We start from the raw sequence: 12,584 nt of genomic DNA, 5'->3' as shown, positions 1-12,584 counted from the left end.
TCACCTCTCGTCGTGCGGCGGTGCCTCGCCGCGGTGCGGGTGCTTGGCACCTTAGGGCACGGTCCGGGCGCGCGACGGGGGTCGGAAGTCCCGACTGTGCGATGACCTCCGGAGCAGACGACCGGTCCCTGATTTCACTCGTCCGGAGTGCGTCGGCTATTCTCGACCAGTCCTCGCAGCCGCTCCGGTTGCACGGACGGGCGCCTGTAGCTCAACGGATAGAGCATCTGACTACGGATCAGAAGGTTTGGGGTTCGAATCCCTACAGGCGCGCAGATCAAGAAACCGCAGGTCAGACTTCTGACCTGCGGTTTCTTGTTGCGTGGGCGCCCCGAGTCACGCCTGCCAGATGCGCATCCAGTCGACGGACATGTGCTGCGGCAGCTGCTTGTCCTTCATGTAGGACAGCTCGTAGTCGGAGGCGAGCAGGCTCAGGATCGGGTACTGCGGCTGGCCGGAGACGCCCTTGCGCGTGCGCCAGGTCTCCTTGCCGTCGATGCGGAAGATGTACCTCTTCGGCGTCCACTCGACCGAGAACACGTGGTAGTTCTTCGACCAGCCGTCGCGCCGGCCCGCCAGGAAGCTGCGCGGCCGCTTGAGCCAGGAGCCGGTCTTGACGACCTGGTTGCGACGCTTCCAGTGGATGAAGCTGGTCAGCCCGCCCCGGGGGTGCTTGTCGCCGAAGTACTCGATCACGTCGATCTCGGCGCCCGCCGTGCGGGGCTTGCCCGGCCGGGAGACCTGGGGCTGGAGCCAGAAGCTGCTGTGCTGGCCGCGGCGCTGGTGCATCCGGACCCGGGCGGCCGCGAAGCCGTACTTGAAGGACACGCGGTTCTGCGTCGAGATGTGGCCGTTGAGGCGGTAGGCGTAGCGCCCGGAGGACTTCCCCCGCTTGACGGCCCGGCACTTGTCCGAGCGGCTCCGATCCTTGATCACGCTGAGGCGCACCTTGCCGCCGGACACCTTGACCGCCTTCGGGCTGCCCTTGGAGCACAACCGCTTGCTGGCCCGCTCGTAGCGCTGCCCGCGGTGGCTCCACTCGGGGCGCAGCGAGCGACCCGAGAAGTTGTCGGTGTAGAGCGGGGCCAGCCAGCGCGCGGTGCTCCGCGGCCGGCTGACGGCGCGAGGCAGACCGCGGTGGCGGCGCGCCGTGACCCGGTAGGTCTGCGCGCTCCCGCGGCGTACGGCCCGAGCGGAGAACTCGGCGCGGCCACGACGGTCGAGCCGCGCCTTCCCGACGTTCTTCCACCGGGAGCCGCGCTTGACCTGGAGCCGGACCGGGCGGCCGGCCCGGCGTGGCTTGACCGTGGCCTCGATGGCCACCCGGGCCGCGTCGGCACGGGCGGTGCGGCGACCCTGGTCGACGATCTGGGGCAGGACCCGGATCGTGGCCCGGGACCGGGCCGGCCGTGCCGTCGGGGCGGACTCCTGCCGTGCGGAGGGACCGGCAGCGGAGCCGGTGTCGACGGTCAGGAGCAGGGACGCGGGCATGAGCAGCGCGAGGGCGCTGCCTGCGAGCACGCGGCGTGCAGGCATGTGATGACGCTCCGTTCTCGGTGGGACGTGTCCTGGAGACCTCTCCCCTCGAGGGTGTCCCGGACCTCACGACCAGCCAAATCCGCACTCCGCCGGGCAGCCGGCACGCACCCGGTCGCGCGGTGCGACCGTAGGCTCTGGTCCGTGCCGCCCATCGATGACGCCACCCGACCGCGTGTGGCGGGCTCGGTCGAGCTGACGCCGCAGCAACGCGGGGCCGGCGACCACCTGCGGATGATCCACGACCACTTCCGCCACCAGCTCGAGACCCTGACCCGGGCGGTGGAGTCGCTGCGGGACGGGGCCGGTGGCGTCGACGCCGTACGGGCGGGGGTGCACGACCTCGCGCCGGCGCTGTCGGCGCAGCAGGTGGCCGGGCTGTGCGGACAGGTGTGCCGCTTCCTGACGATGCACCACACGATCGAGGACCAGAACCTGTTCCCCGCGGTCGCCACGATGGAGGCCTACGCACCCGTCGCGGCGCGGCTGGCCGAGGAGCACCTCGTCGTGCACGCCCACCTCGAGCGTGTCGACGACCTGGCGCTCGCCGTGCGCACCGACCCCGCGCGGGTCGACGAGCTGGTCGAGGCCGTCGCCGGGCTGCGGGCCGACCTCGAGTCGCACTTCGCCTACGAGGAGACCGAGATGACCGAGCCGCTTGGCCTGCTGGGTCTCGGCGTCTGACCCGACCCAGCGGTGCTGCCTAGGCCCGGTCGGGGTCGTACAGGGCGGTCATCCGGCCGTCGGGGTCGAGGCGGGCGAGGAGCGCATCGCCGATCTCCTTGAGCTGGGCGAGCTGTTCGCGGCTGAGCGGGTCGAGCACGTGGCGCCGCACGGTGTCGACGTGCCCCGGGGCCGCGGCCACCACCTGCTCCCACCCGGCACCGGTCAGCCGGGCGTTGGTGGCGCGGCCGTCCTCCGGACAGGGGAACCGCTCGACGAGCCCGCGGTCCTCGAGGCGTCGTACGACGTGGGAGAGGCGCGGCAGCGTGGCGTTGGTGCGCTGGGCCAGGCCCGTCATGCGCAGGGTGCGCTCGGGGGACTCCGAGAGCATCGCGAGCACGAGGTACTCGAAGTGGGTGAGCCCGGACTCGCTGCGCAGCTGGTGGTCGAGGACGCCGGGGAGCAGCTCGGCGACGGCGATCAGACGCAGCCAGGCCTCACGCTCGGTGGGATCGAGCCACTGCGTCTCCATGCCCACAGGCTAGCCATTGGTTGACAGGACAACCCATGGCGGACCGCCTGTCGCAGGGGGCGGGTCAGTGCGGGACGGGGCCGTGCTTCGCCGCGCTCCGGGCGTGGCGTGCGGTGGTGCCGCGCTGCTCGCGGTTCGCCGCCACGAGGAACATGCCCATGCCCACGACGAAGAGGATCGCCATCGTCAGGAACACCAGTGCGAAGACAGTGGGCGACCAGTCGTGCTGGACGTACTGCTGGGGGAGCATCGCGGACCTCCGTGACTCGTCGGAACCTCCAGCGTGCGCGTCCGGACGCCCGGGCGGCAGGTCCGAAGGACCCGGGCCGTGCTGCCGGACGTCCCGGCGTGGTCAGCGGTCGAGGAGCGGCCGGGCCGGGTCCCAGCTCGTGCCGTCGCGCTCGTCGCGGCGCTTGCGGGCGATGGCGGACAGCGCCTCGAGGACCACGCGGTTGGCGAGCGCGGCGGTGATGTCGGCGTGGTCGTAGGGCGGGCTGACCTCCACGACGTCGATCCCGACGACGGGCAGCTCGAGGCAGATCCGGCGTACGGAGTCGAGCAGCTCGCGTGCGGACAGGCCGCCGGGCTCCGGCGTCCCGGTGCCCGGCGCGTGGCCGGGGTCGCAGACGTCGATGTCGACGGAGAGGAAGACGCCCTCGCACTCGTCGGTCGCGATGGTGAAGGCCTCGGTGAGGCACTCCGACAGCCCCCGGTGGACGATCTCGGTCATCTCGTAGGACCGCATGTTCTCCGCGGCCATCCAGTCGAGGGTCTCGGGTCCGGGCCAGTAGCCGCGGAGCCCGACCTGGAGGAAGCGGTCGCCGCGCAGCGCACCCGACTCGATGAGCCGGCGCATCGGCTGGCCGTGCCCCCACAGCGACCCGAACTCGATGTCGCCGGTGTCGGCGTGGGCGTCGAAGTGGATCATCGACACCCGGCCGTGGCCGAGCACGTTGGCCACACCCTTGGCGTCGGGGTAGGCGATGGAGTGGTCGCCGCCCAGCACGACCGGGATCGCACCGGCCCGCGCCACCTTCTCCACCGCCGCCTCGAGCCGGCCGAGGGTGGTCTCGATGTCACCGGGCGGCAGCTCGACGTCGCCGGCGTCGACGACCCGCAGGTCCTGCAGCGCGTCGGTGCGCAGCGCCAGCGAGGGCCGGGAGCCGTCGTGGGGCAGGTAGTCGGTCATCCGGATGGCCTGCGGCCCGAAGCGCGTGCCCGGGCGGTGCGATGTACCCCCGTCGAACGGTGCGCCGACGACCACGACGTCCGCGTCGGCGTACGTCGTCTCGTCGTCCAGGTCGCACTGCGGGACGCCGAGGAACGTGATGTCGGGCCCGAACTGGGCGCCGTAGCGAGCCATGCGCCGACTCTAGGGTCTCGTGCTCGCCCGTGTCCCCTGCGAGGCTGTGGCCCACGCACCGACGAGCGGGAGGCAGCATGGGAGACGACACCTTCTGGACCGATGCCGAGCAGCACCTGATCAGGTACGGCGGCGGGTTCACGCCGCGGATCATCGCCCGGGCGGCCGGGTGCTACGTCTACGACGAGCAGGACCGCGCGATCCTCGACTTCACGTCGGGCCAGATGAGCGCCGTGCTCGGCCACTCGCACCCCGAGGTGGTGCGCACGGTCACCGCGTCGATCTCGACGCTCGACCACCTCTACTCCGGCATGCTCAGCCGGCCGGTGGTCGAGCTGGCCCGCCGCCTGGCGACGAGCCTGCCCGAGCCGCTGACCCGGATGCAGCTGCTGAGCACCGGCGGCGAGGCCAACGAGGCGGCGATCAAGATGGCCAAGCTGTCCACCGGGCGCTACGAGGTCGTCGCCCTCGACCGGTCGTGGCACGGCATGACGACGGGCGCAGCGGGGGCGACCTTCTCCGCCGGCCGTCAGGGCTACGGCCCGCCCCCGGTCGGCAACCTGACGTTGCCCGCGCCCGACGCCTACCGCTCCCCCTTCCGGCGTCCCGACGGCAGCCACGACTGGGAGACCGAGCTCGAGTGGGGCTTCGCCACCCTCGACCGGCAGTCCTCCGGCAGCCTCGCCGCGTGCCTGGTCGAGCCGATCCTGTCCTCCGGCGGGATCCTCGAGCTGCCCGAGGGCTACCTCGTGCGCCTGCAGGAGAAGTGCCGCGAGCGCGGGATGCTGCTGGTCGTCGACGAGGCCCAGACGGGGCTCGGCCGCACCGGCACGATGTACGCCGTCGAGCGCGACGGCGTGGTGCCCGACATCATCACCCTGTCCAAGACCCTCGGAGCCGGGCTGCCGGTGGCGGTGGTGGTGACGTCCGCGGAGATCGAGGAGCGCTGCCACGAGCGCGGGCACCTCTTCTTCACCACCCACTCCTCCGACCCGCTCGCCGCGGCCGTCGCGCTCACGGTGCTCGACGTGGTCGAGCGCGAGGGGCTCGCGCACCGTGCGAAGGTGCTCGGCAAGGAGCTCGGTGACCGGCTGCTCGACCTGCACGAGCGCTACGACGTGGTCGGCGACGTCCGCGGCCGCGGCCTGCTGCAGGGGGTCGAGCTCGTCACCGACAAGGAGAGCCGCACGCCCGCCGACGCCCTGGGCCGTGCCGTCACCGCCGCCGCCCTCGACCTGGGCCTGCACATCAACATCGTCCAGCTGCCCGGGCTCGGCGGGGTGATCCGGATGGCTCCGCCGCTCACGATCTCCGAGACCGAGCTCCACGACGGCGTCGACAAGCTGGAGCGGGCGATCGCCGGCGCGGTGGCGCAATGACGTCGTCGACGGACGACCCGGACGAGGCCGGCGGCTCCTGCTGTGCCCCGACCGCGAGCCGGCCCGGGGAGGGGCCGACGGCCGCGCCCGCTCCGGCCGTTCCGCCCTCCGAGCGGAGCACCCGCGGCCAGGTCCGGATCCCGGCCGGGACGTTCTGGATGGGCGACAGCCACGGCGACGGGGACCCCGCCGACGGGGAGCGTCCCGTGCACGCGGTGCGCCTGTCGTCGTACCTCATCGACGCGAAGGCCGTGACCAACGCGCAGTTCGCCGCCTTCGTGAAGGCGACCGGCCACGTGACCGAGGCGGAGCGCGACGGCGTGTCCGCGGTGTTCCACCTCGCCGTGCAGGCGGCCCCCGCCGACGTGCTGCAGCGGGTGGCCGCCGTGCCGTGGTGGCTGGCCGTGCGCGGCGCCGACTGGCGCCACCCGGCCGGGCCGCGGTCGGGCATCGGGGACCTGCAGAACCACCCCGTCGTCCACGTCTCGTGGCGGGACGCGCAGGCCTACGCCCGGTGGGCCGGCAAGCGCCTGCCCACCGAGGCCGAGTGGGAGCACGCCGCGCGCGGCGGCCTCGAGCGCGCGCGCTACCCGTGGGGTGACGAGCTCACCCACGGTGGCCGCTGGCGCTGCAACATCTGGCAGGGCGACTTCCCCCGCCACAACACCCTCGACGACGGCCACCTCACCACGGCGCCCGCGACCGCGTTCCAGCCCAACGGCTACGGCCTCCACAACACCGTCGGCAACGTCTGGGAGTGGTGCCAGGACGCGTTCCGTCCCAGCGAGTACGCCGACCGGGCGGGCGCCGACGCGGTCCTCGACCCGCTCGCCGCGGAGCCGGACGACGTCCCCGACGCGCTGGTCCCGCGCGTGATGCGCGGCGGGTCCTACCTGTGCCACGACAGCTACTGCAACCGCTATCGCGTCGCAGCGCGCTCCTCGAACACCGCCGAGTCCGCCTCGGCCAACATCGGCTTCCGCTGCGCCAACGACGCCTGAACGCGCTGGGCGCCCGGTCCCGCTACCAGTCCCCCAGCGCCGCGAACCGCTCGCCGATGAGCCGGTGGGTGGCGGAGTCGGGGTGCAGGTTGTCGGGGAGCGGCAGCCGCCCCGCGTCCGCCGGGCCGTAGAGCGCGAGCCCGTCGACGTACGTCAGGTGCGGGTCGCCGCGTCGCTCGACCACCTCGGCCAGCGCCTCGCGCACCACCTCGAGCGTCAGCGCGCCGCGCGCCACGGCCTCCGGGTCACCGGTGGCGACGAAGGCGACGCGCCCCTCGGCGAGCGCCTCCATGTCGGGACCGGTCGGCCCGGGCACGGCCTCGTGGATCCCGCAGAAGACGGGCGAGACCAGGCGGATCGGCGTCTCCGGATGGCCGTCGCGGATCGTGTCGAGCCAGCCGTGGAGGGCGGGGCCGAGGGCGCGACGGCGCAGCAGGTCCTGGTTGACCAGGTTGATGCCGATCTTGAGGCTGATCACGTCGGCCGGGGTGTCGCGGATCGTGCGGGCGACGAACGGGTCGAGGAGCGCGCTGCCGCCGAAGCCGAGGTTGACGAGGTCGAGCCCCGCGAGCCCGGCGGCGACGACGGGCCACGGCTCGGTCGGGTGGACCGCGACCGACCCGTGGCTGATCGAGCTGCCGTGGTGCACCCACCGCGGCCGGTCGTCGGCGACCAGTGCCACCGGGGCGTCCGCGCGCAGCGCGATGAGCTCGGTCTGCTCGTCGTGGGGCAGCCAGACCTCGACGACCGCGTCGCCCTCGGGCAGCGGGATCACGAGGGTCGTCGGCTCCCTGGGGGTGAAGGTGCTGGCGCCGGTCATCATGTCGACGTCGAGCACGTTGCCGCCGGGCGCCTGCTGCCGGTCGACGAGCTCGCCGCCGACGAGGACGTCGTACCAGCCGTCGGGCCGGGCCGGCGCGCCGACGTAGCGCCGCTTGGTGGGCAGCACGTCGAGCTCGAGGCGGGTGGCGACCGTGCGCAGGACGAGGCGTACGCCGGCGGGCTGGGCCTCGACGAGGTGGAGCTGCGGGTCCTCGGACTGCGCACGCGCCCACGCGGGGAGGCGGTGGGGCAGCAGCCCGCGGCCGGTGCGCTCGAGCTCGAGCGCACCCCTCACCAGCGGGGCGAGGGCGTCGAGGGTCGTCGCGCTCAGGGTGGTCATCGGGTCTCCCAGGAGCGGAGCAGGGTGTCGAGCCCGTCGAGCACGCGCTCCCACGTGTCGTCGGACGTGGGCACGGACGGCCCGCCGTGGCTGAAGGCGCCGGCGGCGTCGAGCGCGGCGTAGCCGTGGAAGGTCGCACCGAGCAGGCGCACGGCGTGCACCTCGTCGGCCTCGGACAGGCCGTAGGCGCGCACGGCCGCGCGGGCGAGCTCGGCGTGGCGGGGTCCGGCACTGGTCGCTGCGGCCGACGCGTCGAGCGGCAGGCGGGTGGCGGCGTAGCGCCCCGGGTGCTGGCGGGCGTACGAGCGCCACACGCCGCCGACGGATGCAAGCGCGGCGCGACCACTGACCCCGGCGAGCGCGTCGGCCACGAGGTCGGCGGTCTCGGCCAGGGCCAGCAGCGCGACCCGCGTGCGTACGTCGTCGGCGCTGCGGACGTGGGTGTAGAGGCTGGGCGTCGCCACCCCGAAGCGGGCGGCGAGCGCGGCGAGGGTGACGCGGTCGAGCCCCACCTCGTCGGCGAGCGTGGCCGCCGCCTCGGCGACCCGGGCACTGGTCAGTCCGGCACGCGGCACGACGACCCCTTTCCTCATGTCATTAGGTTCAAACCTTAGAGCATGAGGAAAGGAGTCGGGGAATCAGCGCTTCTTCGACGCCCGTCGGGCCGCACCGACCTCGTCGGGCGCGCCGTCGGTGGCCAGCGCGCCGCTCGTGCCCTGGAGGTGCGCGCGGACGAACCACTGGTACTGCTCGAGGTCAGCGGTCTGCCCGATGAGGATGTCCTCGGTGACGGGGTCGTCGCCCACGGCCTCGATCGCGGCGCGATGGTCCTCGATGACGCCGCTGTAGACGACCTCGAGGGCCGCGAGGTGGGCGGTCGTGTCGGCGCGCGCGAGGTCGTAGTCGTCCCACGTGCGGGCGGCGACCAGGGCGCCGGGGAGCCCGTTGGGCGGCACCCCGAGGGTCGACATCCGCTCGGCGAGGACGTCGACCATGTCGCGGACGCCGTCGATCTGGGGGTCGAGCATCTCGTGCACGCCGATGAAGTGCGGGCCCACGACGTTCCAGTGCGCGTGCTTGAGCGTCAGCTGGAGGTCGTTGAGGGCGTGCACCCGCATCTGCAGGGCGTCGGCGACGGCGTGACCCGTCGTGGTGTCGAGCCCCGGGACCGTCAGCGGCGCGTCGGCGTCGCTCGTGACCGGGGAGGTGCGGGAGGAACGTGTCGTCTTCTTGGCCATGTCGCCAACCTAGGCTCGCCGCACAACCCTGCGCGCCACCTCCTCAGCGGGCGCTCGCGACCCGCTTCGGGAGCACGAGCAGGAGGCCTGCGAGCACCACCACTGAGCCCACAGCCGCCGCTGCGGCCGCCCGCCGGTCGTAGACCACGTCCACGACGAGGAAGAAGATCCCGCCCAGCAGCACCGCGATCATCAGCAACGCGATGCTCGTGAGGCGGTGACCCGCCTGCACCAGCTCGGGCTTGGCGTCGGACTGGAAGACGTGGCGGTGGATGGCCACCGGCGCGAGCATCACGGCGACGGTGCCGAATGCCAGCGCCAGCAGGCCGACGCACCAGGCCCGCTGGAACGCGTCGAGCTGCTCGAAGCGGGACTGGAAGGGCAGCGTCGCGAGGAATCCGGCCAGCAGCTGGACGCCGGTCTGGCTCACCCGGAGCTCCTGCAGGAGCTCGTTCCAGTTGCGGTCCGCCCGCTCCTGCGGGGTCTCGTCGCGCGCCTGGTCGCCCATCCTCGCGACGCTACTCACGGCGCGCCCCGCGCCCACCCCCTGACGGGTGAGCAGGGCCCCCTGGCGCGGTGGCACCGTGGGATCCATGGCCGGGAAGAAGAAGGATCCGGGACCGTCCGTCAAGGACGCAGAGGTCTACGAGGCCCTGCGCGACGACGGCGCCAGCAAGGAGAAGGCGGCTCGCATCGCCAATGCGTCCGCCGCCCAGGGCCGCTCGACGGTGGGCGACCGGGGCGGGCACGCGGAGAGCTACGAGGACCGCACCGTCGACGAGCTGCGCGAGCGAGCCGCAGAGCTCGACATCGAGGGCCGATCGTCGATGACGAAGGACGAGCTGATCGACGCGCTCCGCAATCACTGACGCCTGGGCACGACCCGCCTCAGCGCGGGTCGAGCTCGGCGAGCGCCCGTAGCCAGGTGCGGTCGGCGTCGACCGCCGACGTCGCCGGCATCGGCGCGGTCGCGTCGAGGAGGCGCGCGGCCGCATCGGGTACGTCGCCACCGGCCTCGCGCACGACCCCGGCGAGCACCCGGCCCGCCGCCGTCGCCGCCCCCCGGTGGGTGCTGATGACGGCCTCGTAGATCGGCGGGCCCTTCGCGACGGGCACCTCCCACGCGGCGACGAGCGCGGCGTAGGTCTCGCTGAGGCAGACCACCGCCCACTCCCGGCGCAACGGCGAGTCGCCGGGCAGCTGGCAGCGCGCTGGGGAGGCGTCGAGGTCGGCGTCCCCGTCGAAGTCGGCGACCACCGCGGCCCAGGCAGCGGTGCGACCCAGCTCGTCCCAGCGATGGCGCGAGGACTCGTAGCGGTGGCCCAGCTGGAAGGCGCCGAGCACGACGGACCGGTCACCGCGGGCCAGGCACTCGTCCTCGACCGCGTGCGACGCGGCGATCAGCGGACGGCGGTGCAGCCGGAGGGGTCGTACGCCCGCGACGGCCTCCGCGGCCGCCGCGAATACCGACCGCTCCTCGCCGGCCTCCCGGGCGCGCACCACGGAGTCGATCGCGACCTGCAGCGGCAGGCCCGAGTCGCGCACCTCCAGCACCTGACGCACGAGGGCGACGTCGGCATCGGTGAAGCGCCGGTGACCCGAGGCGGAACGCTCTCCGCGAGGAAAGCCGAACCTGTTCTCCCAGGTGCGCAGCACCCCCGGCGTGACGCCCGCGCGTGCCGCGAGCACCCCGATGCTGAACCCGTCCGAGACCCGGTCCGCCACGTGTCCTCCTCAAAAAGATCGCTGTCCGTCCTTGCCAGACATGCTCGCATAACTTATACAGGTGTGTAGAGGTTTTGTCCTCATCCACCCCCACCCCAGGAGACTCCCATGACCGCCATGATCCTCATCAGCACCGCCGCCATCCTCGTCGCGATCGTCGGCTGCGCGGTCATCTGGCGCATGGACATGCTCCGTGCCGACGAGATCGAGCACACCCGGCCCCCCGCCCCGCGCCCGGCGACCCCGCAGCTCGGCGGCTCGGAGGGCACCCACCCCGCGTCACTGCCGTCGACCTGACCCCCTTCCAGGTCACGGCCGACGACCCGGGTGGGCCGGCGCACACCCCCGGCCCGGCCCACCCGCACGGGTGTCGTTGGGCGACCACCCCCGTGGCAGGTTGGAGGTGACGGACCAGCCGGTCCGCACCGACCGAACCCCAGGAGGAACGACATGGGTCTGGACGACAAGTTCGACAACAAGTCCGACGAGCTCAAGGGCAAGGCCAAGGAAGCCACCGGCAAGGCGACCGACGACGAGAAGCTCGAGGCCGAGGGCAGGGGCGACCAGGCCGGTGCCAACGTCAAGCAGGCCGGCGAGAAGATCAAGGACGCCTTCAAGAGCTGACGGGCTCTCCTGTCCACACGTGCCCGCCGTCGCCCGCGTCGGCGACGACCAGCACCTCGCCGGCGGCCACCGACATCGTGTGGTCGCCGGCGGTCTGCGGTTCGAGGGGCACCCCCACCCGTTGCCACGCGCGGCCGTCGCCGGTGTGCCACAGCTCGTAGTGGTCGCCGGTGCTGACGGTGGCCAGCACTCCGGCGGACGTGGTGGCCAAGGAGGCGACGTACGGCGCCCCGCGCCAGGAGTCCGCGATGCGGCCGAACTTCACGGCGTCCTGCCAGCCGTCGTCGTCGCGCACCCAGGCGGCGTACGTGTCGTCGCTGCGCCCGACCGCCAGCAGCCGCCCGTCGTCGAGCAGGGCCACGCGGTGCACGTCCTGCGCGCCGTCGGCCGCCGGCATCTCCTCCGGCGCCCAGGTGAGGCCGTCGGGCGAGGTCCACGCGAGCGGGTCCGGGTCGAGGTGGCGTCCCGTCCTCGCACCCGCGCCCACCACGACCCAGTGCTCCCCCGCCCAGCCCGCGCCCTGCGCGAGCGACTCCAGGTCGCCGTCGTCGGTCAGCCCGGGCTCGGCCTCGACCCGCACGAACTCGCGGGGGTCGTCGGTGAACCAGACGCCCGGGCCGGAGGTGCGGTTGCCGGTGATCAGCCAGCCCGTCGGGCCGCCCGCGACCGGGCCGACGTTGGTCGCGCTGACGCCGCCGTACTGCGTGAACACCGCGCGTACGTCGACCAGCCTCTCGCCGTCCATCCAGAAGGTCGTGACCCGGGGGTTGCCGTGTGCGCCACCGGAGCGAGCCCCGACGACCGCGATCCGGTCGCGCGAGCAGGCGATCGAGTTGAGGATCGCCCGGCGCCCCCAGTAGGTGCGGGCGTCGACCGGCACGGGCTCCCACCGCTCGCGGTCGGTCGAGAACCACAGCGCGGGTCGGGTGTCGCGGGTCTCGGTCGGCCGGTCGAGGAACACCGCCCCGGCGACCCACCACCCCTCGCCGCACTCCACGGCGTCGCGCAGGACCGTACGACCGGCGGCGCCCGGGTGCGGCGGCAGCGGGTGCTCCACCCACCTCATCTCCACCGGCTCCGGCGGGGGCGGCTCCCCCTCGCAGCCCGCCAGCGCGACGGCGGCCAGCAGTGCCACCACGACCAGGGCCCGGTTGCGCACCCTTCGAGTGTGACGCATGGGCGCCACCGCCCTGGGTACGAAGCGACCATGACCCACGGCCACGACCCCGACCGGATCGACCCCTCGAAGCAGAGCGGTCGGCCGTGGATGGTGACGGCGGTGCCGATCGGGCTGTTGCTCGCCCTCACGATCCTCGTGGTCGTCTACTTCCTCGCGCGCTGACGCCTCCGTCCACAGCCTG

The 12,584-nt window shown here is 73.2% G+C and carries 17 protein-coding genes and 1 tRNA gene; 8 read left to right on the top strand and 10 right to left on the bottom strand.

All coding sequences use genetic code 11. From position 1 onward, the window contains the following. Positions 1–200: 200 nt before the first annotated feature. Positions 201–273: transfer RNA gene (locus ACNKF0_RS01055), tRNA-Arg, on the top strand. Between the two features lie 63 nt (positions 274–336). On the opposite strand, the gene ACNKF0_RS01050 is transcribed toward ACNKF0_RS01055, so the two are convergent. Then, positions 337–1,536, bottom strand: coding sequence for a family 16 glycosylhydrolase (locus ACNKF0_RS01050; protein ID WP_416955109.1), 1,200 nt, complete (start codon positions 1,534–1,536; stop codon positions 337–339). A gap of 144 nt (positions 1,537–1,680) precedes the next feature. On the opposite strand from ACNKF0_RS01050, the gene ACNKF0_RS01045 reads away from it, so the two are divergent. Beyond that, entirely contained in the window at positions 1,681–2,220 is a 540-nt protein-coding gene (locus ACNKF0_RS01045; protein WP_416955108.1) for a hemerythrin domain-containing protein, read from the top strand. Between the two features lie 19 nt (positions 2,221–2,239). Here the strand turns inward: ACNKF0_RS01045 and ACNKF0_RS01040 are convergent, their stop codons facing one another. The 3 genes from ACNKF0_RS01040 to speB form a co-directional block, all read right to left on the bottom strand. Further along, positions 2,240–2,731: a MarR family winged helix-turn-helix transcriptional regulator gene (locus ACNKF0_RS01040; RefSeq protein WP_416955107.1), complete on the bottom strand. Its 492-nt coding sequence runs from the start codon at positions 2,729–2,731 to the stop codon at positions 2,240–2,242. Positions 2,732–2,795: 64 nt separating this feature from the next. Then, entirely contained in the window at positions 2,796–2,981 is a 186-nt protein-coding gene (locus ACNKF0_RS01035) for a hypothetical protein (RefSeq protein WP_299930814.1), read from the bottom strand. 102 nt (positions 2,982–3,083) lie between these two features. After that, on the bottom strand, positions 3,084–4,094 hold the full coding sequence (speB, locus tag ACNKF0_RS01030; RefSeq protein ID WP_416955106.1) for an agmatinase: 1,011 nt from the start codon (positions 4,092–4,094) through the stop codon (positions 3,084–3,086). A gap of 77 nt (positions 4,095–4,171) precedes the next feature. Here speB and ACNKF0_RS01025 point away from each other — a divergent pair, with 77 nt between their 5' ends. Continuing rightward, positions 4,172–5,473, top strand: a complete 1,302-nt coding sequence (locus tag ACNKF0_RS01025; protein WP_416955105.1) for an aspartate aminotransferase family protein — start codon at positions 4,172–4,174, stop codon at positions 5,471–5,473. Further along, entirely contained in the window at positions 5,470–6,474 is a 1,005-nt protein-coding gene (locus ACNKF0_RS01020) for a formylglycine-generating enzyme family protein (protein ID WP_416955104.1), read from the top strand. Before ACNKF0_RS01025 ends, ACNKF0_RS01020 begins: the two co-directional genes overlap by 4 nt. A gap of 22 nt (positions 6,475–6,496) precedes the next feature. Here ACNKF0_RS01020 and ACNKF0_RS01015 read toward each other — a convergent pair whose 3' ends face one another. Genes ACNKF0_RS01015 through ACNKF0_RS01000 form a run of 4 tightly spaced genes read right to left on the bottom strand, consistent with a single transcriptional unit; the run spans position 6,497 to position 9,382 of the window. Then, complete coding sequence (locus ACNKF0_RS01015) at positions 6,497–7,636, bottom strand: SGNH/GDSL hydrolase family protein (protein ID WP_416955103.1); 1,140 nt, start codon at positions 7,634–7,636, stop codon at positions 6,497–6,499. After that, positions 7,633–8,229, bottom strand: coding sequence for a TetR/AcrR family transcriptional regulator (locus ACNKF0_RS01010; protein WP_416955102.1), 597 nt, complete (start codon positions 8,227–8,229; stop codon positions 7,633–7,635). The genes ACNKF0_RS01015 and ACNKF0_RS01010 overlap by 4 nt, the downstream gene beginning before the upstream one ends. 45 nt (positions 8,230–8,274) lie before the next feature. Next, the gene (locus tag ACNKF0_RS01005; RefSeq protein ID WP_416955101.1) at positions 8,275–8,874 is read right to left on the bottom strand and encodes a Dps family protein; all 600 of its coding nucleotides are present in this window, start codon (positions 8,872–8,874) and stop codon (positions 8,275–8,277) included. Between the two features lie 43 nt (positions 8,875–8,917). After that, positions 8,918–9,382, bottom strand: a complete 465-nt coding sequence (locus ACNKF0_RS01000) for a DUF6328 family protein (RefSeq protein ID WP_416955100.1) — start codon at positions 9,380–9,382, stop codon at positions 8,918–8,920. Positions 9,383–9,467: 85 nt separating this feature from the next. Here ACNKF0_RS01000 and ACNKF0_RS00995 point away from each other — a divergent pair, with 85 nt between their 5' ends. After that, complete coding sequence (locus ACNKF0_RS00995; RefSeq protein ID WP_416955099.1) at positions 9,468–9,743, top strand: Rho termination factor N-terminal domain-containing protein; 276 nt, start codon at positions 9,468–9,470, stop codon at positions 9,741–9,743. Between the two features lie 19 nt (positions 9,744–9,762). Here the strand turns inward: ACNKF0_RS00995 and ACNKF0_RS00990 are convergent, their stop codons facing one another. Continuing rightward, a complete protein-coding gene (locus ACNKF0_RS00990) occupies positions 9,763–10,599 on the bottom strand; it encodes a DICT sensory domain-containing protein (protein WP_416955098.1) in 837 nt (278 codons plus the stop codon). 108 nt (positions 10,600–10,707) lie between these two features. On the opposite strand from ACNKF0_RS00990, the gene ACNKF0_RS00985 reads away from it, so the two are divergent. Together ACNKF0_RS00985 and ACNKF0_RS00980 are read left to right on the top strand one after the other, a co-directional pair. Beyond that, positions 10,708–10,896 carry a hypothetical protein gene (locus ACNKF0_RS00985; RefSeq protein ID WP_416955097.1) on the top strand — a complete coding sequence of 63 codons (189 nt, stop codon included), beginning with the start codon at positions 10,708–10,710 and terminating at the stop codon, positions 10,894–10,896. 153 nt (positions 10,897–11,049) lie between these two features. Next, positions 11,050–11,223, top strand: coding sequence for a CsbD family protein (locus ACNKF0_RS00980; protein WP_416955096.1), 174 nt, complete (start codon positions 11,050–11,052; stop codon positions 11,221–11,223). Here the strand turns inward: ACNKF0_RS00980 and ACNKF0_RS00975 are convergent. Further along, positions 11,213–12,382 (bottom strand): hypothetical protein, encoded by a 1,170-nt coding sequence (locus ACNKF0_RS00975; protein ID WP_416955095.1) that lies wholly within the window; start codon positions 12,380–12,382, stop codon positions 11,213–11,215. The two genes, ACNKF0_RS00980 and ACNKF0_RS00975, sit on opposite strands and share 11 nt — an antisense overlap. A 48-nt stretch (positions 12,383–12,430) precedes the next feature. Between ACNKF0_RS00975 and ACNKF0_RS00970 the strand changes: the two genes are divergently transcribed. Further along, positions 12,431–12,565 carry a hypothetical protein gene (locus ACNKF0_RS00970; RefSeq protein WP_299930775.1) on the top strand — a complete coding sequence of 45 codons (135 nt, stop codon included), beginning with the start codon at positions 12,431–12,433 and terminating at the stop codon, positions 12,563–12,565. Positions 12,566–12,584: the final 19 nt, after the last annotated feature.

It is taken from the genome of Nocardioides sp. T5 (assembly GCF_048161455.1).
GTDB lineage: Bacteria > Actinomycetota > Actinomycetes > Propionibacteriales > Nocardioidaceae > Nocardioides.
Note: the sequence above shows the minus strand (reverse complement) of the source record. Positions and strands in the feature narration are given on the sequence as shown.